This window comes from Pseudomonas sp. DCB_AW (assembly GCF_026240895.1).
GTDB lineage: Bacteria > Pseudomonadota > Gammaproteobacteria > Pseudomonadales > Pseudomonadaceae > Aquipseudomonas > Aquipseudomonas kermanshahensis.
Genome location: NZ_JAPFCE010000089.1, coordinates 1 through 18,313 on the forward strand (window position 1 = coordinate 1; position 18,313 = coordinate 18,313).

Annotated in this window: 16 protein-coding genes and 1 pseudogene; 11 read left to right on the forward strand and 6 right to left on the reverse strand. The window is 63.6% G+C overall.

Annotated features, from left to right (window positions below; all coding sequences use genetic code 11):
• Positions 1-95 precede the first annotated feature (95 nt).
• From OO306_RS25680 to OO306_RS25690, 3 genes are read right to left on the reverse strand one after another with little or no spacing between them, the layout of a single operon-like run.
• Positions 96-425: a hypothetical protein gene (locus tag OO306_RS25680; RefSeq protein ID WP_099453366.1), complete on the reverse strand. Its 330-nt coding sequence runs from the start codon at positions 423-425 to the stop codon at positions 96-98.
• On the reverse strand, positions 422-796 hold the full coding sequence (locus OO306_RS25685) for a phage holin family protein (protein ID WP_027596656.1): 375 nt from the start codon (positions 794-796) through the stop codon (positions 422-424). Before OO306_RS25685 ends, OO306_RS25680 begins: the two co-directional genes overlap by 4 nt.
• Before the next feature lie 10 nt (positions 797-806).
• On the reverse strand, positions 807-1,118 hold the full coding sequence (locus tag OO306_RS25690) for a YqjD family protein (protein ID WP_027596655.1): 312 nt from the start codon (positions 1,116-1,118) through the stop codon (positions 807-809).
• 313 nt (positions 1,119-1,431) lie between these two features.
• Here OO306_RS25690 and OO306_RS25695 point away from each other — a divergent pair, with 313 nt between their 5' ends.
• The 4 genes from OO306_RS25695 (at position 1,432) to OO306_RS25710 (ending at position 4,373) form a co-directional block, all read left to right on the forward strand.
• On the forward strand, positions 1,432-2,640 hold the full coding sequence (locus OO306_RS25695) for an ammonium transporter (protein ID WP_027596654.1): 1,209 nt from the start codon (positions 1,432-1,434) through the stop codon (positions 2,638-2,640).
• Positions 2,641-2,712: 72 nt separating this feature from the next.
• Positions 2,713-2,952: a glutaredoxin family protein gene (locus OO306_RS25700; protein ID WP_099430055.1), complete on the forward strand. Its 240-nt coding sequence runs from the start codon at positions 2,713-2,715 to the stop codon at positions 2,950-2,952.
• A 176-nt stretch (positions 2,953-3,128) separates the two neighbouring features.
• Positions 3,129-3,437 carry a hypothetical protein gene (locus OO306_RS25705; RefSeq protein ID WP_027596652.1) on the forward strand — a complete coding sequence of 103 codons (309 nt, stop codon included), beginning with the start codon at positions 3,129-3,131 and terminating at the stop codon, positions 3,435-3,437.
• A gap of 51 nt (positions 3,438-3,488) precedes the next feature.
• Entirely contained in the window at positions 3,489-4,373 is an 885-nt protein-coding gene (locus tag OO306_RS25710; RefSeq protein ID WP_265970211.1) for a pseudouridine synthase, read from the forward strand.
• A gap of 222 nt (positions 4,374-4,595) precedes the next feature.
• Here OO306_RS25710 and OO306_RS25715 read toward each other — a convergent pair whose 3' ends face one another.
• Together OO306_RS25715 and acnA are read right to left on the reverse strand one after the other, a co-directional pair.
• Positions 4,596-6,161 (reverse strand): PAS domain-containing methyl-accepting chemotaxis protein, encoded by a 1,566-nt coding sequence (locus OO306_RS25715; protein WP_265970212.1) that lies wholly within the window; start codon positions 6,159-6,161, stop codon positions 4,596-4,598.
• A gap of 453 nt (positions 6,162-6,614) precedes the next feature.
• Entirely contained in the window at positions 6,615-9,359 is a 2,745-nt protein-coding gene (gene acnA / locus OO306_RS25720) for an aconitate hydratase AcnA (protein WP_265970213.1), read from the reverse strand.
• A gap of 222 nt (positions 9,360-9,581) precedes the next feature.
• On the opposite strand from acnA, the gene rlmM reads away from it, so the two are divergent.
• The 3 genes from rlmM to pdxB all read left to right on the forward strand — a co-directional run bounded on the left by rlmM (position 9,582) and on the right by pdxB (position 12,166).
• Complete coding sequence (gene rlmM / locus OO306_RS25725; RefSeq protein ID WP_265970214.1) at positions 9,582-10,646, forward strand: 23S rRNA (cytidine(2498)-2'-O)-methyltransferase RlmM; 1,065 nt, start codon at positions 9,582-9,584, stop codon at positions 10,644-10,646.
• A 74-nt stretch (positions 10,647-10,720) separates the two neighbouring features.
• Positions 10,721-10,963 carry a sulfurtransferase TusA gene (tusA, locus tag OO306_RS25730; protein WP_265970215.1) on the forward strand — a complete coding sequence of 81 codons (243 nt, stop codon included), beginning with the start codon at positions 10,721-10,723 and terminating at the stop codon, positions 10,961-10,963.
• Between the two features lie 60 nt (positions 10,964-11,023).
• Complete coding sequence (gene pdxB, locus OO306_RS25735) at positions 11,024-12,166, forward strand: 4-phosphoerythronate dehydrogenase PdxB (protein ID WP_265970216.1); 1,143 nt, start codon at positions 11,024-11,026, stop codon at positions 12,164-12,166.
• A gap of 53 nt (positions 12,167-12,219) precedes the next feature.
• On the opposite strand, the gene OO306_RS25740 is transcribed toward pdxB, so the two are convergent.
• On the reverse strand, positions 12,220-12,393 hold the full coding sequence (locus OO306_RS25740; protein WP_172960377.1) for a PA1571 family protein: 174 nt from the start codon (positions 12,391-12,393) through the stop codon (positions 12,220-12,222).
• A 211-nt stretch (positions 12,394-12,604) separates the two neighbouring features.
• Between OO306_RS25740 and OO306_RS25745 the strand changes: the two genes are divergently transcribed.
• The 4 genes and pseudogenes from OO306_RS25745 to OO306_RS25760 all read left to right on the forward strand — a co-directional run.
• A complete protein-coding gene (locus OO306_RS25745; protein ID WP_265970217.1) occupies positions 12,605-14,368 on the forward strand; it encodes an ABC transporter transmembrane domain-containing protein in 1,764 nt (587 codons plus the stop codon).
• A 195-nt stretch (positions 14,369-14,563) separates the two neighbouring features.
• Positions 14,564-16,180 carry a methyl-accepting chemotaxis protein gene (locus OO306_RS25750; protein ID WP_265970218.1) on the forward strand — a complete coding sequence of 539 codons (1,617 nt, stop codon included), beginning with the start codon at positions 14,564-14,566 and terminating at the stop codon, positions 16,178-16,180.
• A 378-nt stretch (positions 16,181-16,558) separates the two neighbouring features.
• Positions 16,559-18,127: a malate dehydrogenase (quinone) gene (mqo, locus tag OO306_RS25755; RefSeq protein WP_099430049.1), complete on the forward strand. Its 1,569-nt coding sequence runs from the start codon at positions 16,559-16,561 to the stop codon at positions 18,125-18,127.
• Between the two features lie 60 nt (positions 18,128-18,187).
• Positions 18,188-18,313, forward strand: a pseudogene (locus OO306_RS25760) (hypothetical protein); the annotation flags it as partial.

An 18,313-nucleotide genomic window follows, 5' to 3' on the forward strand; every position in this document is an offset into this window, starting at 1 on the left:
AGAGGCCGGTGTGGGCTGCAGGTATCTGCTTTGCCTGCACCGGCCTCTTCGCAGCACAAGGCTGCTCCTACATGGGGCGTGTTGGGGGCTAAATGTCAGGGTCGCCGGCCATTTTGCAGATACAGCCGGACTAGCGGCAGCAAGCTGCTGCCCAAGCGCACCAGCCGTGTCAGGTTGCCGCTGCGTACACCCTTGCCGGTCAAAAAGCCCAAGGCGACCACGGCGCCAATGCCCCACAGCGGGGCGTGCTTGATGCCAAGCCCCCCGTGCAGCGAACTGCCCATGCCGCGTATGCGCTGCAGGGGTTCGAGCAGTTGCCCCGACTCGTGGCGGATTTCCTGGCGGTGCATCTCCATGCGCAGGCGCAGCAGCGCTTTGCGCAGTTCGCGTGGGTTACGCGTGTTGGGGAGTTCAGGCAGGCTCATGGCAACAGGCGCTCCCGGTCCTTGGCGAGTTCTTCGAGGGTTGCGCCGAAAGGCGATGACTCGTCGAACACTGCCGCTTTCAAACGCAACCCGCAGTACAGCGCGGCTAATCCATAGAACACGCACAGGCCGATGATGCCCGCCAGGCGATAACTGTCCCACAGCAGCACCAACAGCAACCCTGACAGCGCTGTCAGCAAGAGCAGGGCGAACACCAGTGCCAAGCCTGCGAACAGCAACAAGCTCAAGGTGCGGCCTTTTTGTTCCTGCAGCTCGATCCCGAACAGTTCGATGTGGCTGTGCAGCAGCCCGAGCATGGCCGCGCCCAGGCGCTTGCCGGAAGCGCTGGTGCCGATGGCGTCATTCTCCATGGGTGACCTCTCAGCGCCTGGCCAGCAGGCCGATCAACAGACCGACGCCTGCGGCAATACCGATGGCTTGCCAGGGGTTCTCCTGTACGTACTGCTCGGCGCTGCCGAGGGCCGCCTGGCCACGGTCGCGCACCGATTCCTGGGTCAACTGCAGGGTTTCGCGGGCCTGGGTCAGGCGGTCGTGGATCTGCTCGCGCAATTCATCCGCTTGGTCGCCGGCCAGGTTGGCCGTGTCGGCAAGCAGCTTCTCGGTATCGCGGACCAGGGCCTGGAAGTCAGCCATCAATATCTCTTGCGCAGTCTTTGCCGATTTGCTGGCCATGGGGTCTCTCCCTGTCGATGTGTGATGGTAGTTCGAGTGATAGCACGCGCGGAAGGTTCAAGTGCCTGTGCTGGTATGGGCTTTGCTAAGTCTTTGCCACGTTGCGGGGCGCCACTGGCGGGCATTGCGCCGATTCAGGGCACCCTGCGTGACGTGTACCGTTAAACCTTAACCCAATCCACGACAAACCCAAGAAAAAACCACGCAGGCCTCGCCCATGTCATCCGATAGGGCAGGGGGCTGGCACCGATTCGGTGCAGGGATGCAGGTTCTTGAACTGTCCTGGTGCCTTTTCAGCAGGTCTGCCTATTTCATGGAACACATGCACAGCGCGATGGACTCTCTGGTCCACGGTTCGAATACCCTGTTCATCCTCATGGGCGCCATTCTGGTGCTGGCCATGCATGCTGGCTTCGCTTTTCTCGAAGTGGGCACCGTGCGGCACAAGAACCAGGTCAATGCGTTGTCGAAGATTCTCAGCGACTTTGCCATCTCGGCGCTGGTGTACTTCTTCATCGGCTACTGGATCGCCTATGGCGTGAACTTCTTCCAGCCGGCGACGGCACTGGCAGCCGACCATGGCTATGCGCTGGTCAAATGCTTCTTTCTGTTGACGTTCGCGGCGGCCATCCCGGCGATCATCTCTGGAGGGATTGCCGAGCGGGCGCGTTTTGTCCCGCAGCTGTGTGCCACGGCGTTGATCGTGGCGTTTGTCTACCCGTTCTTCGAAGGCGTGGTGTGGAACGGCAACCTGGGTGTGCAGGCTTGGCTGCAGGCACGCTTTGGCGCGCCGTTCCATGACTTTGCCGGCTCCGTCGTGGTGCATGCCATGGGCGGCTGGCTGGCACTGGCCGCCGTCGTGCTACTGGGCGCCCGGCGCGGGCGGTACCGCGATGGGCGCCTGGTGGCCTTCGCACCGTCGAGCATTCCGTTCCTGGCGCTGGGGTCGTGGATCCTGATCATTGGCTGGTTCGGCTTCAATGTCATGAGCGCCCAGACCTTACAGGGGGTCAGCGGCCTGGTGGCGATCAACTCGTTACTGGCCATGGTCGGGGGCACCTTGGCGGCGCTGCTGGCCGGGCGTAACGACCCAGGGTTCTTGCATAACGGGCCGCTGGCTGGGCTGGTGGCGATTTGTGCTGGCTCCGACCTGATGCACCCGATTGGCGCGCTGGCCACCGGCCTGGTGGCCGGGGTGCTGTTCGTCTGGAGTTTTACCGCGGCGCAGAACCGCTGGAAAATCGACGACGTGCTGGGCGTGTGGCCGCTGCACGGCCTGTGTGGCGTGTGGGGTGGCATTGCCTGCGGCGTGTTTGGCCAGGCGGCGCTGGGCGGCATGGGTGGCGTCAGCCTGGTCAGCCAGTTGCTGGGGAGCTTGATGGGTGTACTGGTGGCATTGCTGGGGGGCTTTACCATCTACGGTGCAATCCGCGCAGTGCACGGCTTGCGCTTGAGCCACGAGCAGGAGTTCCAGGGCGCGGACCTGTCGCTGCACCGCATCGGTGCAACCAGTCAGGATTGAGCGAGGTCAGGTGCGCGCAGGGCGGTACGGACCTAGAATAGGCTTTTCCAAAGCCAAACCGAGACCCGCCCCATGCTGCCTGAATGCCAACTGTTCGGCACCCTCGGCTGCCACCTGTGCGAAGTGGCCGAGGCCGTGCTGATGCCTTTCGTCGATCATGGCCTGTTGGTGGAACTGGTCGACATTGCCGATAACGAGGCCATGTTCGAGCGCTACGGCCTGATCATTCCCGTGCTGCGGCGGTGTGACACCGGCGCTGAGCTGCACTGGCCGTTCGATGCCGAGCAGGTGGTGACGTTTCTCGCGCCGTGAGCCCGAGGCTCTGGCCAAGTTGCAGTGCTGTGTGGCGCACTTGAAAGAATACGCGCGCTGTTCGGCGCACCGGTGGTCACGGGTACCTGCCGGGGCTGCAATGAGCCGAGGGCGAATTGACGACGGCGAGGGCAAGACCGTATGCTGTATATAAATACAGTATCCGAGGTAAAGCCATGCTCAACGTCGAGCAACTCAAGTACAGCGTCAACCGCATGCCCGTCGAGCGGGTGTGCGACGCCGTTCTGGAACTGCGCCTCGAGGGCCTGGTGACCGATGACCGCACACCGTTCGGCAAGGTCCACTTCAACACCTGTTTTGCCGAAATCGAGGCCTTGTTCCAGCGTGCCGGCTACCACCGTGGGCTGGATGTGGTGGGTTATCAGGGGTTGTTGTATGCCTTGTATGACCCCGGCCGCTGGGAGGCGGTGCAGGTACTGCGTTGGTTGAAGGAGCGCAGCGAGGCGCGGGATCAGGCTGGTTGAGGTGGCGGGCTTGGGGGATAATGCGCGGCCTTGTACCTTTCGAGCACTGCCATGACCCCGCCTTTCGACCCCGCCCGCCAGCAAGCCAGCACGGTGTGCCTGCCACCCGGCAACTGGGCGACGGTGCTCGATTGCCTGTGTGACCATTTCAAGGCCATTGATCGTGCGCAGTGGCTTGACCGCTTTGCCCGTGGCCGGGTGCTGGATGCCCAGGGGCAGGCCATCCCTGCCGAACTGGCTTACCGACGTGGCATGCGCTTGCATTATTTTCGCGAGGTGCCGAACGAGCGGCCTATCCCTGTGCAGGAGGCCGTGCTGCACGTGGATGAGCACTTGGTGGTCGCCGATAAACCGCATTTTCTGCCGGTTACACCCACCGGTGAATATGTCGAGCAGACCCTGTTGCGCCGGCTGATCCGGCGCCTGGACAATCCGCATCTGGTGCCATTGCACCGCATCGACCGGCATACCGCAGGGCTGGTCCTGTTCTCGGCCAACCCGCAGACGCGCAGTGCGTATCAGCGCTTGTTCCCCGAGCGACGGATCGACAAGCGCTACCAGGCGATCGCCGCTGCCATGCCGCAGCATGAGTTCCCGTTGGTGCATAAAAGCCGTCTGGTGCATGGCGAGCCGTTTTTTCGCATGCATGAGGTCGAGGGCGCGGACAACAGCGAAACCTTTGCCCAAGTGCTGGAAACGCAGGGCAATTTGTGGCGTTACGGTTTGTCGCCTGTGACCGGCAAGACCCATCAGTTGCGTGTGCACATGGCGGCGTTGGGAGCGGCGATCTGCAACGACCCGTTCTACCCCGATCTGCTCCAGGTCGAAGACGATTACCAAAAGCCGTTGAAGTTGTTGGCGCAGAGCTTGCGTTTTGATGACCCGTTGACGGGAGAAGAGCGCTACTTCGAGACCCGGTTGCGCCTGGACTGGTAACGCCCCAGCCCACACCGGCCTCTTCGCAGCACAAGGCTGCTCCTACAAAAGCGCAGCGTCTCAGGGTTGAAGCGTACAGACGGGTAGCGCACCCGTCTGCCATCCGCGGTCTCTGTAGGAGCAGCCTTGCGCTGCGAAAGGGCCGGTGCAAGCAAAGCAGATATCTGCAGCCCACCCCGGCCTCTTCGCAGCACAAGGCTGCTCCTACAAAAGCGCAGCGTTTCAGCGGTTGAAGCGCTCCACCAGCGAGTACTGGCTCCCCGCCGTGCTGGTCAGCTCTTCGCTGAGCTGTGCCGAATGTTGGGCCTGTTCGGCGGTCTGGTCGGCCAGTGTGGCGATGGTGCTGATGTTGCGGCTGATCTCGTCGGCCACAGCGGTCTGCTCTTCGGTAGCGGCCGCGATCTGGGTCGCCATGTCGGTGATGTTGGCCACCGCTTCGCTGATTCCGACCAAAGCCTCATCGGCCTGCATCACCCGGTCGACCCCTTCTTGCGCCTGGCGATGGCCGGTTTCCATGGTCAGCACCGCGTTGCTGGCGGTCTGCTGCAGCTTGGCGATCAGGTTGTGGATCTGCCCGGTGGACTCGGCGGTGCGCTGGGCCAACTGGCGTACTTCATCGGCCACGACGGCAAAGCCACGGCCCATCTCACCGGCGCGGGCCGCTTCGATGGCAGCGTTCAGCGCCAGCAGGTTGGTTTGGTCGGCGATGCCTTTGATCACATCGACCACACCGCCGATTTCGTCACTGTCCTTGGCCAATTGCGTCACCGTCTGGCCAGTTTCACCCACGGCGGCCGACAAACGCTCGATGGCCTCGCGGGTCTCACCGGCAATCTGCCGGCCCTGGCTGGTCAGGCGATTGGCTTCCTGGGTGGCGTCGGCGGTGCGCTGTACGTGGTTGGCCACTTCCTGGGTGGTGGCGGCCATTTGGTTGACGGCGGCTGCCACTTGTTCGGTTTCCACGCGCTGGCGCTCCAGCCCGGAGGAGCTCTGGTGGGCCAGGGCGTCGGATTGCCGTGCCTGTTCGCTGAGGTGTTCGGCACTGTCCTGCAGCCGCGTCAGGCAGGTTTTCATGCGTGCATCCTGGCTGAGCATGGCCATTTCCAGGCGGGCCTGAACCCCACGGCTGTCGGTGTACATCTGCGCGATCAGCGGGTCGGAGGTGGTTTGCTCGGCCAGCCGTAGCAGGCGCTTGAGGCCACGCTGTTGCCAGGTCAGCCCGAGCAGGCCGAGTGGTACCGACAGGGCGGCGGCCAGGCCGAAGCCCCAGGAGTGGCCCAGCCAGTTGCCGATCAGGAAGCCCACCTGGCTGACCAGGATGAACGGCAGCCAGTCTTGCAGAATCGGCAGCCACTGATCGCGACGTGGCACCGCCGACTTGCCGTGGTTGAGGCGCTGGTAAAGCGCTTCGGCACGGCGGATCTGTTCGGCGGTGGGCTTGACCCTCACCGACTCGAAACCGACCACCTGGTTGTTGTCGAAAACCGGCGTGACATAAGCGTTGACCCAGTAGTGGTCACCGTTTTTGCAGCGGTTCTTGACGATGCCCATCCACGGCTGGCCTTGCTTGAGGGTCTGCCACATGTGGGCAAACACCGCGGCCGGCACGTCAGGGTGACGCACCAGGTTGTGCGGCGCGCCGGTCAGCTCCTCGCGCGTGAACCCACTGATGTCGATAAACGCGTCATTGCAGTAGCTGATCACGCCCTTGGCGTTGGTGGTGGAGATCAACCGCTGCTGGGCAGGGAAAGTCCGTTCTCTCTGGGTAATCGGCTGGTTGTTACGCATGGGTCGGTAATCCGCAAGAATCCGCAAGGCTTTGGTGAGGTATCGGCAAGCCACTGGTTTTATTGAATGGATATTTAATGTGCTTGATTTGTGGCAATGAGCCATCTTCTGGTTTGAGCTAGGGAGCGGCTGATTTCGATGAAGATAGCGGCATTATTGCTAATTTATGACGGGCGGGTCGGATGATGACTTAGTGGGCGGCAAAGAGCCAGCATGCGTGAAGGGAGGAGGGGGGCGTCTCTAGGGCGTTGGCGTGTATGAGATCGAGCGCCGCCTGCGCGGCGATTCGCAGCACAAGGCTGCTCCTACAGATATTCCGGGCCAGTTACGCCTGTGCCGGCGCGCGACCGCTTCAGGAAAAATTGGCCCAAAAAATGTAGGAGCAGCCTTGTGCTGCGAATCGCCGCGCGGGCGGCGCTCGATCTCAAGAGCGCCGCAGAACCACCGTCAAACCTACCTCCCAGCAATCAGCTGACGTAACACGTAATGCAAGATCCCCCCGGCCTTGAAGTACTCGACCTCATTCAAGGTATCGATCCGGCACAGCACGTCGATCTGCTCCTGTTGCCCGTCCTCACGAGTGATGCGCAGTTTCAGGCTCATGCCCGGCCGAATGTGCGCATTGTTCAGGCCCAGCACATCGATCTTCTCTTTTCCGGTCAACGCCAGTTGCTTACGATCGTGCCCGGCGTTGAACTGCAACGGCAGCACGCCCATGCCGACCAGGTTTGAACGGTGGATACGCTCGAAACTTTCCGCCAGCACTGCCTTGACCCCCAGCAGGTTGGTGCCTTTGGCGGCCCAGTCGCGGCTGGAGCCGGTGCCGTATTCCTGACCGGCGATCACCACCAGCGGCGTGCCGTCTGCCTGATAGCGCATGGCGGCATCGTAGATCGACAGTTTTTCACCCGTGGGCACGTACAAGGTGTTGCCACCTTCCTCGCCCGCGAGCATCTCGTTGCGGATACGGATGTTGGCGAACGTACCGCGCATCATCACCTCATGGTTGCCCCGCCGCGAACCGTAGGAGTTGAAGTCCCGCGGCTCCACACCCTTGTCGCGCAGGTAGCGCCCGGCAGGGCTGTCGGCCTTGATGTTGCCGGCCGGGGAGATGTGGTCGGTGGTGACCGAGTCGCCCAGTAGGGCCAGGATGCGTGCCCCTTGGATGTCCTTGATCGCTGGCGGCGGCCCGCCTATGCCGTCGAAGAACGGCGGGTGCTGGATGTAGGTAGACGCGTCCTGCCAGACATACGTGGCCGCTTGCGGCACCTCGATGGCCTGCCACTGTGCATCGCCCTCGAAGACTTCGGCGTACTCCTTGTGGAACATCGCAGTGTCGACCTTGGCCACGGCGGCGGCGATTTCTTGCTGGCTGGGCCAGATGTCGCGCAGGTACACCGGCTTGCCGTCCTTGCCGGTACCCAGTGAATCGCGGGTAAGGTCCACGCGCACGCTGCCGGCCAGGGCATAGGCCACCACCAGCGGCGGCGACGCCAACCAGTTGGTCTTGACCAGCGGGTGCACGCGACCCTCGAAGTTACGGTTACCCGAGAGCACCGAGGCCACGGTCAGGTCGGCGCTGCCAATGGCTTTCTCGATCGCATCATCCAGTGGGCCGGAGTTGCCGATGCAAGTGGTGCAGCCATAGCCCACCAGGTCAAAGCCCAGCTCATTTAGGTACGGCGTCAGCCCGGCTGCCTCGAAGTAGTCGGTGACCACCTTGGAGCCAGGGGCCAGCGAGCTCTTGACCCAAGGTTTGCGCTGCAGGCCTTTTTCCAGGGCCTTTTTCGCCACCAGCCCGGCGGCCATCATCACGCTTGGGTTGGAAGTGTTGGTGCACGAGGTGATCGCGGCGATCACCACCGCGCCGTCACGCAGGGTGTGGGTCTGGCCTGCGTGGCTGTAGTCGATTTCGCCCGCCTGGTCGGCGTTGCCCACCGCTACACCGCCGCCGCCCTCACTTTCCAGGCGGCCGACTTCCTTGGCCAGCGGCTTGGGCTGCAGTTCGATGAAGTGGTTGAACGCTTGGCTGACCTGGCCCAGGGCGACGCGGTCCTGAGGGCGCTTGGGCCCGGCCAGGCTGGCCTCGACCTCGTCCATGTCCAGCGCCAATGTGTCGCTGAACTGCGGTTCCTGGCCTGGCAGGCGCCACAGGCCTTGTGCCTTGCAGTACTGCTCGACCAGTTGCACCGTTGCCTTCGGGCGGCCCGAAAGCCGCAGGTAGTCGAGCGTCACCTCGTCGACCGGGAAGAAGCCGCAGGTGGCGCCATACTCGGGGGCCATGTTGGCGATGGTGGCGCGGTCGGCCAGGGGCAGGTCGGCCAGGCCGTCGCCGTAAAATTCGACGAACTTGCCCACCACGCCCTTCTTGCGCAGCATTTGCGTCACGGTCAGCACCAGGTCGGTGGCGGTGATGCCTTCACGCAGCTTGCCGGTGAGTTTGAAGCCGATCACTTCCGGGATCAGCATCGACACCGGCTGGCCGAGCATGGCCGCCTCGGCCTCAATGCCGCCAACACCCCAGCCCAGTACGCCCAGGCCGTTGATCATGGTGGTGTGCGAATCGGTGCCGACCAGGGTGTCGGGGAAGGCGTAGGTGCGGCCGTCTTCTTCGCGGGTCCAGACGGTGCGGCCCAGGTATTCCAGGTTGACCTGGTGGCAGATGCCGGTGCCCGGCGGCACGACGCGGAAGTTGTCGAAGGCGTTCTGGCCCCAGCGCAAAAAGGCGTAGCGTTCGCCATTGCGCTGCATCTCGATGTCGACGTTCTGGGTAAAGGCCTCGGGGGTGGCGTAGCGGTCGACCATCACCGAGTGGTCGATCACCAGGTCGACCGGCGACAACGGGTTGATCCGCTGCGGGTCGCCACCGGCCTTGGCCATGGCGGCACGCATGGCGGCCAGGTCGACCACGGCGGGCACGCCGGTGAAGTCCTGCATCAGCACCCTGGCCGGCCGGTACTGGATTTCCCGGTCGGAGCGGCGCGCTTCCAGCCATTGGGCGATGGCGCGCAGGTCGTCGCCGGTGACGGTCTTGCCGTCCTCCCAGCGCAGCAGGTTTTCCAGCAACACTTTCAGCGACATGGGCAGGCGTTGCAGGTCGCCCAGCTGGCGGGCGGCCTCGGTAAGGCTGTAATAGTGATACGTAAGGTCATCGACCTTGAGGGTTTTGAGCGTGTTCAGGCTATCGAGCGAGGGCATTGCCAACTCCTTCTGCGCCGGTGCCCGGCAAATCGGGTGTTTGCCGGTGTCACCGCTCTGTTTCGATCCGCACGGTACGGACCTGGCTGAATGGTCAGGTTAGACCGGTTTGGCTTGGCTGACCCTTTTCTGGACCGGCGGGACGTGTCGCAGGTTCCGAACTTCCTTTATTATCGCCGCCCTGCCGGCGCCTGTTGCGCGCCCGCCGTAGTGGAGTGAGAGATGAGTACCCTGTTCATGCATTGCCGGCCCGGTTTCGAGGGCGAGGTCTGCGCCGAAATCAGCGAACACGCTGCCCGCCTGGGAGTTGCCGGCTATGCCAAAGGCAAACCGCAGAGCGCCAGCGCCGAGTTTGTCTGCACCGAGGCCAACGGCGCCGAGCGATTGATGGGGGAACTGCGCTTCGCTGAGCTGATTTTCCCGCGTCAGTGGGCCCGTGGCGGTTATGTCGAGTTGCCAGAGAGCGACCGCATCAGCGTGTTGCTGGAGCACCTGGCCGACCTGCCAGTCTTCGGCAGCCTGTGGCTGGAGGTGCTCGACAGCAACGACGGCAAGGAACTGTCGACGTTCTGCCGCAAGTTCGAAGTGCCTCTGCGCAAGGCACTGGAAAAGGCCGGCCGCCTGGTCGAAGACGCCAGCCGCCCGCGGCTGTTGCTGAGCTTCATCACCGGCCGGCGTGTATTTGTTGGCCTGGCCGCAGGCAACAACAGCGCCCTCTGGCCGATGGGCATCCCGCGCCTGAAGTTTCCCCGGGAGGCGCCCAGCCGTTCAACCCTCAAGCTGGAGGAAGCCTGGCATCAGTTCATCCCTCGCGAGCAGTGGGAGCAGCGTCTGGGCGACGACATGACCGGGGTCGATCTCGGCGCCTCGCCGGGTGGCTGGACCTACCAGCTGGTGCGCCGCGGCATGCTGGTCACCGCCATCGACAACGGCCCGATGGCCGAAAGCCTGATGGACACCGGGCTGGTCCAGCACCTGATGGCAGATGGGTTTACCTGGCAGCCGAAGCAGCCGGTGGACTGGATGGTTTGCGACATCGTCGAGAAGCCGGCGCGGACCACTTCGCTGATCGAGACCTGGCTGGGGGAAGGCCTGTGCCGCGAGGCGGTGGTCAACCTCAAACTGCCGATGAAGCAGCGTTACGCCGAAGTGCGGCGCCTGCTCGACCGCATGGAAGCCACGTTCAAGGCGCGCAAGATCCGGGTTTCGATCGCCTGCAAGCAGCTGTATCACGACCGTGAGGAAGTGACCTGCCATCTGCGCAGGCTGGACCTGAAGCCGCGTTGAGTGCAGGGGCGGCGCGTGGCCCTTGGTCCGCGCCGCACGATGCGCGACAATGACGATCATTTTTGGAGCCACCCATGACTGACTTCACCCCCGACGCCGTCCTCGATGCCACCGGCCTGAACTGCCCGGAGCCTGTGATGATGCTGCACCAGCACGTCCGGGATCTGGCTGCTGGTGGCCTGCTCAAGGTCATCGCCACCGACCCGTCGACCCGCCGCGATATCCCCAAGTTCTGCAACTTCCTCGGCCACGAGCTGCTGCTGCAGCAAGAGGATGCGGGCACCTTCCTGTACTGGATCCGCAAGAAAGCCGACTGAGCCGCTCTGGAACACGCCGCGCGTAGCGCCTACACTGCGTTCCCCTGACAGGAGAGCGCCATGCTGATAGTTGCCGACGAGAACATTCCGCTGCTCGATGCCTTCTTTGAAGGTTTCGGCGAGATCCGCCGCTATCCGGGCAGAAGCCTCGATGCCGCCAGCGTCAAGGACGCCGACGTACTGCTGGTGCGTTCGGTGACCAAGGTCGACCGCCAGCTGCTCGAAGGCAGCCGGGTGCGTTTTGTCGGCACTTGCACCATCGGCACCGACCACCTCGACCTGGACTACTTTGCCGAGGCGGGCATCCACTGGAGCAGCGCGCCGGGCTGTAATGCCCGCGGTGTGGTGGACTACGTGCTGGGCAGCCTGCTGACCCTGGCCGAGCTGGACGGTGTGGCGCTGCCCGCGCGCACGTATGGCGTAGTGGGCGCAGGGGAGGTCGGTGGCCGCCTGGTGCGTGTACTGCATGGCCTGGGCTGGAAGGTGCTGGTGTGTGACCCGCTGCGTCAGGCCGCCGAAGGGGGCGATTACGTCAGCCTCGAGACGGTGCTGGAACAGTGCGATGTCATCAGCCTGCACACCCCCTTGCAGCGAGGCGGCGAGCACCCTACCTGGCACCTGCTGGGCCAGGCGCACCTAGCGCAGCTGCGCCCCGGTGCGTGGCTGATCAACGCCAGCCGTGGCCCGGTGGTGGACAACGCGGCCTTGCGTGAGCTGCTGTTGGACCGTGAAGACGTGCACGCCGTGCTTGATGTGTGGGAAGGCGAACCGCAGGTCGACCTGCAACTGGCCGACCTGTGCACGCTGGCGTCGCCGCACATCGCCGGCTACAGCCTTGATGGCCGGCAGCGTGGCACGGCGCAGATCTATCAGGCGCTGTGCCGCTTCCTCGGCCAAGCTGAGCGCGTGAACCTGGCCGACCTGCTGCCCAAGCCGCCGCTGGCGCAGATCGAGCTCGATGCCAGTACCGACCCGGCCTGGGCCTTGGCCACCCTGTGCCGCGCCGTGTACGACCCGCGCCGTGACGACGCGGACTTCCGCCGCAGCTTGAGCGACGACCCGGCCGAGCAGCGCGCGGCCTTCGATCAGTTGCGCAAGCAGTATCCGCCGCGGCGTGAGGTCGAAGGGCTGGCGGTGCGGATTCGTGGCGAGTCGCCGCAACTGGCGCAGTTGGTCAGTGCGTTGGGTGGGGTGTTGGTCTGAGTGACGGGCAATAAAAACCCGGCGCACGCGCCGGGTTGTAATGAATTCGCCGATCAGCCCTTCTGGGCTTTTCCGACCCGGCTTTGTTCCAGCTTCTCGCAGGCTTTCTGGATCATCTGCTCGGTGATCGGAACCTCGCGCCCCTGGGCGTCGATGATCGAACCGCACGCCTGAGGTTGCGGGGTGTTCTGCGGTTTTGCGGTGTCGCTGCCATGCTGCAAGCTCATATCGGTCTCCTCATCAGGTTCAAACTCAGGGTAACCCTGTGCGATGACTGGCCAGTGACAGCCCCTTGGGCGTCACGGCAGAAACAGTCCAACAGAAACGGCGCTAAAGCTCCAGAGGCTGTTTAGATCGAAAAGCTATAGCCACCCTCGGGCGCTCCTCGCGTGCCGATGAGTGGTAGTCTGCTGCATCCTCGCCGTTTTGGTTGCCGCCATGCCCGAATCCGTTTCTGCAGGTCAACGTCGCGCTTTGCGCCTGAGTTGGCAGTTCGTTCGCCCGTACCGCCGGCAGATGCTGCTGGCGTTGCTGGCCTTGGTGGTCACCGCTGCTATCACGCTGTCGATGGGGCAGGGCATTCGCCTGCTGGTGGACCAGGGTTTCATGACCCGTTCCGCGCACCAGCTCAACCAGACCATAGGCCTGTTCCTGCTGCTGGTGTTGGCACTGGCGGTAGGGACGTTCAGCCGCTTCTACCTGGTCTCGTGGATCGGCGAGCGCTGTGTGGCTGATATTCGCCGCGCGGTGTTCGATCATCTGGTCGGCCTGCACCCAGGCTTTTTCGAGGACAACCGCAGCTCCGAGATCCAGTCGCGGCTGACGGCCGACACCACGTTGTTGCAGTCGGTGATCGGCTCTTCGCTGTCGATGTTCCTGCGTAATGCCTTGATGGTGATCGGGGGCGTGGTGCTGCTGTTTATCACCAACCCCAAGCTGACCAGCATCGTGGTCGTGGCCTTGCCACTGGTGCTAGCACCGATCCTGTTGTTTGGCCGTCGTGTGCGCAGCCTGTCGCGGCAGAGCCAGGATCGCGTGGCAGATGTCGGCAGCTACGTGGCCGAGACCCTCGGGCAGATCAAGACCGTCCAGGCCTACAACCACCAACCGCTCGATCGCGAGCTGTTCGCGGGCACTGTCGAGGCGGCCTTCAACGTGGCCAGGCAGCGTATTGCCCAGCGCGCCTGGCTGATCACCCTGGTCATCGTGCTGGTACTGGGCGCTGTGGGCGTCATGCTCTGGGTCGGTGGCATGGACGTGATCGCCGGGCGTATTTCGGCAGGCGAACTGGCCGCGTTCGTGTTCTACAGCCTGATCGTCGGCAGCGCGTTCGGCACCCTCAGCGAGGTGATTGGCGAGCTGCAGCGTGCCGCAGGTGCGGCCGAGCGCATTGCCGAGCTGTTGGCGGCGCGCAGTGCGATTCTGCCGCCCCACGTAGCGGCCTCGCTGCCGCACGGCCGTGTGACTGGGCATATCGAGTTACAGCAGGTGCACTTTGCCTACCCGTCACGGCCCACAGTCGCTGCCATCGACGGCCTGAGCCTGACAATCGAGCCGGGGCAGACCGTGGCGCTGGTCGGGCCTTCGGGCGCTGGCAAATCCACCCTGTTCGACCTGCTGCTGCGGTTTTACGACCCTCAGCAGGGGCGCATCCTGCTCGACGGGCAGGCAATTACTGAACTCGACCCCGCCGAGCTGCGCCGGCAGTTCGCCCTGGTGGCGCAGAACCCTTCGTTGTTTCGTGGCACGGTAGAGGCCAACATTCGCTATGGCCGGCCAGAAGCAACGCTGGCGGAAGTCGAAGCAGCGGCCCGTGGTGCGCATGCCGACGGGTTTATCCAGCAGTTGCCGCAGGGCTACCAGACGCAACTGGGGGAGGGCGGCATCGGCCTTTCTGGCGGGCAGCGGCAGCGCTTGGCAATTGCCCGTGCGTTGCTGGTAGATGCGCCGATCCTGTTGCTGGACGAGGCGACCAGCGCCCTCGACGCGCAAAGCGAACACCTGATCCAGCAAGCCCTGCCCAGCCTCATGGCCGGTCGCACGACGCTGGTGATCGCCCACCGCCTGGCCACGGTGCAGCACGCAGATCGCATCGCGGTGATCGACAAGGGGTGCGTGGTTGCAGTGGGCACACATCGCCAGCTGATCGAAGAAAGCCCGCTGTATGCCCGGCTGGCCTCGCTGCAGTTCACCACAGGCTAGCCTGTCTTGGTTCTGTAACATTTCTGTAGGAATTGCCTGACACTATTGGCCTCAACTGTTGCGCAAGTGCTCAAGCTGGCTGCTATCGAACGATGGCAGCCTTTTTTTTTGCGCGCCAGCCTACGAGGACATGGAGTGTCTTTCCCAGCGCTGCCGGTGTGCGCTGTTCCTTTCCTACTGGTCTTGAGATCCGCGATGTTGCGTAAATCCCTCAGAGTGCAAATTCTCTCCCTGCTTGGCGGCAGCCTGGCGGCCATGCTGCTGATCGCCCTGGTGTGTTTCCAGTTTTTGTCATCCAGCGTGCGTGGCTATGCCGAGTTGATCGATGGCCCGCTGCGCGCTTCGCAATTGATCGATGAAGCCAACCTGCAGTTCAAGGTCCAGGTGCAGGAATGGAAGAACGTGCTGTTGCGCGGTCGCCAGCCCGCCGAGCTGGACAAGTATTGGCAGCAGTTTCAGGCGCGCGAGCAGCAGGTTCAGCAGTTGCTGGGGCAATTGATCGACAGCAGTGACACTAGGCTCAAGGCCCCCTTGCAGCAGCTGCGGGATAGCCATCGGCAGTTGGGCCAGGCCTATGCGCAGGGCCGCCAGGCGTTTATCGCTGCAGGGGGCGACCCGGTAGCAGGCGACCTGGCGGTCAAGGGCGTGGACCGTGCCGCCAGCGAACAGATGAGCGAACTGGTCGAACAACTGCGCGGCGATGCCCGTGAACGGGCTGCGGCCATCAATGCCAGCGCCGAGCGCACCGTGTGGCTGGGCCTGCTGGTGATGCTGGCGTCGGCGGTACTGGTTGGCCTGCTCAGCCTGTGGCTGATCAACCGCAGCCTGATCGAACCGATCCGCCAGTTGATCGACTATGTCGCGCAACTGAGCCAGGGCCGCTTCGGCGCCCGCGTCGACAGCCGCCGCGAGGATGAGCTGGGGCGTTTGGCACGGGTGGCCAATACCTTGCGTGACTTTTTGGCCGAGACCGTCGGCCGGCTGCAGGACAACGCCCAAGAGCTGGAAGGCGCCAGTGGCCAGTTGCGCAGCATCGCCGCCGACATGGCGCGCGGCACGCATGACCAGTTCCAGCGCACCGACCAAGTGGCGACGGCCATGCATGAGATGTCCGCCACTGCCCAGGAAGTGGCCCGCCACGCCGTCGACGCCGCCCGCGCTGCCGATGATGCCGACCACAGTGCACAGGCTGGTGAGCAGGTGATGCAGCAGACCATCGACATCATTGGCGTGGTCAACCGCGAAATCGCTGGCACGGCGGCGGTGATTCGCGACCTGGAACATGACAGTACGCGGATCGGCAAGGTACTCGAAGTCATCCGTGGCATTGCCGAGCAGACCAACCTGCTGGCGCTCAATGCCGCCATCGAAGCAGCCCGCGCGGGCGAGGCCGGACGAGGCTTTGCGGTGGTGGCGGACGAGGTGCGCAGTTTGGCCCAGCGCACGGCCGCGTCGATTGCCGAAATCAACCAGATCATCGAGGCGGTGCAGTCGGGCGCGGTGGAAGCGGTCAAAGCCATCGAAAGTGGCCAGCAGCGCAGCGAAGAGGGGGCTGAGCAGGTCCAGCAGGCCGGGCAGATGTTGCAGCGCATCACCTTGGCGGTGGAGGCCATCCGCGACATGAACCGGCAGATCGCCACGGCGGCGGAGGAGCAGACCAGTGTGGCCGAGGATATTTCGCGCAACCTGATCGAGATTACCCGCATCGCCACCACCAACCAGGAAGCGGTGCAGCAGACCGAACAGGCTGGGCAGCGTTTGCATGGGTTGTCGGGGCAGTTGGGCGAAGTGACGTCGCGGCTGACGGCCTGACCTGCTGTTCAGGGCCGCTGCGCGCCCCATCGCCGGCAAGCCGGCTCCCACAGGTATGGCGCAAGTCTCAAGCAATCCAGTGCCGGTGTGGGAGCCGGCTTGCCGGCGATGGGGCGCGCAGCGGCCCCGGGGAAATCCGCCATCAACGTAGCGAACCTGGCGTAAGTGTGGCGGATTGTCGCCATGCGACCCGCTGCCTCACCCCTTAGCCATTGGTCTAAGACAGGTTGGCACATTCCCTGCTTAAGCGCGCCCGGGCCACGGCCCGAGGCGATCGTGCCCCGATCCCGCGAAACACCCAGCTAAAACACAACAACATCCGGGCGTGCATGCCGGGGCCAACGACTGCCAATCCTTCACATCAATTGGATTGAGCTAATGAAAAAAATACTGCTGACGCTCCTTTGCCTGAGCGTCATCGGCTGCTCCAAACCCGCGGAGCCGGAAAAGACCGTCGACGTTCTGCTGATTGGCGGCGGCATCATGAGTGCAAGCCTGGGCACTTACCTCACGGAGCTTGAGCCGAACTGGAAGGTCGACGTCTACGAGCGCCTGGACCAGGTCGCCGAAGAAAGCTCCAACGCCTGGAACAACGCCGGCACCGGCCACTCCGCGTTTTGCGAGCTGAACTACACCAGCGTCGGCAAGGATGGCAGCATCGACATCAGCAAGGCCGTGGGGGTCAACGAGCAGTTCGAGGTGTCCAAGCAGTTCTGGGCCTACCAGGTCGAGCAAGGCGTGCTGAGCAACCCGAAGTCGTTCATCAACAACGTGCCGCACATGAGCTTCGTCTGGGGTGACGACAACATTGCCTTCCTCCACAAACGCGTCGATGCCCTGCAGCACAGCTCGCTGTTCCGTGGCATGGAAATCAGCGAAGACCACGAGCAGATCCGCCACTGGGCACCGCTGGTGATGGAAGGCCGCGACCCTGCGCAGAAGGTCGCCGCCACGCGCATGGCGATCGGCACCGACGTGAATTTCGGCGAGATCACCCGTCAACTGTTCGCGTCGATGACCCGCAACCCCAACGTCACCCTGAACCTCAGCCACGAAGTGCGTGACATCGTGCGCAACGACGATGGCACCTGGCGTGTGGTGGTGGCCGACCTGGCCAAGGGCGGTCACGAAGTGGCAGTCAACGCCCGGTTCGTCTTCATCGGTGCCGGGGGTGGCGCGCTCAAGCTGCTGCAAAAATCGGGCATCCCCGAGGCCGAAGGCTATGCCGGCTTCCCAGTGGGCGGCCAATTCCTCATGACGGATAACCCGGACGTGGTTGCACGCCATCAGGCCAAGCTGTATGGCAAAGCCTCGGTCGGCGCACCGCCGATGTCGGTCCCGCACCTGGACACCCGGATGATCGACGGCAAGCAAGTGTTGCTGTTCGGGCCGTTCGCGACCTTCTCCACCAAGTACCTCAAGCAGGGCTCGTTGCTGGACATGTTCGCCTCGCTGAACAGCCACAACGTGCTGCCCATGGTGAACGCCGGCATCGACAACATCGACCTGAGCACGTACCTGATGGGGCAGTTGATGCTCAGCTTCGATGACCGCATGAATGCGTTGCGCGAGTACTTCCCCAACGCCAAGAACGCAGACTGGAAGCTGCTGCAGGCCGGTCAACGCGTGCAGGTGATCAAGAAGGACCCCGTGCTCGGTGGCGTGCTGCAGTTTGGTACTGAAGTGGTCGCCGCCCAGGATGGCAGCATTGCTGCACTGCTGGGGGCTTCCCCGGGTGCCTCGACCGCCGCGCCGATCATGCTGAGCGTGCTGGAGAAGACCTTCAAGGACCGCCTCAAGACCCCAGAATGGCAGGCCAAGCTGAAGCAGATCGTGCCCAGCTATGGGCAAAAGCTGAACAACGACCTGGCGCTGACCAACCAGACCCGGGCGTGGAGCAGCGAGCGCCTGCAACTGCTGTATGTGCCGGTACAAGCCGAGCAATAAGTAGCGTTGCGCGTCACTGACTGTAGGAGCAGCCTTGTGCTGCGAAGAGGCCGGTACACCGAGCCGCGCTGGGCGATTGCCCACAAGTTCCCGGCCATGGAAGAGCTGACCGAGGTGCTGGATGTGGAATTCCAGGTGGGGCGTACCGGGGCGGTGACGCCTGTGGCACGCCTGAAGCCTGTCAAA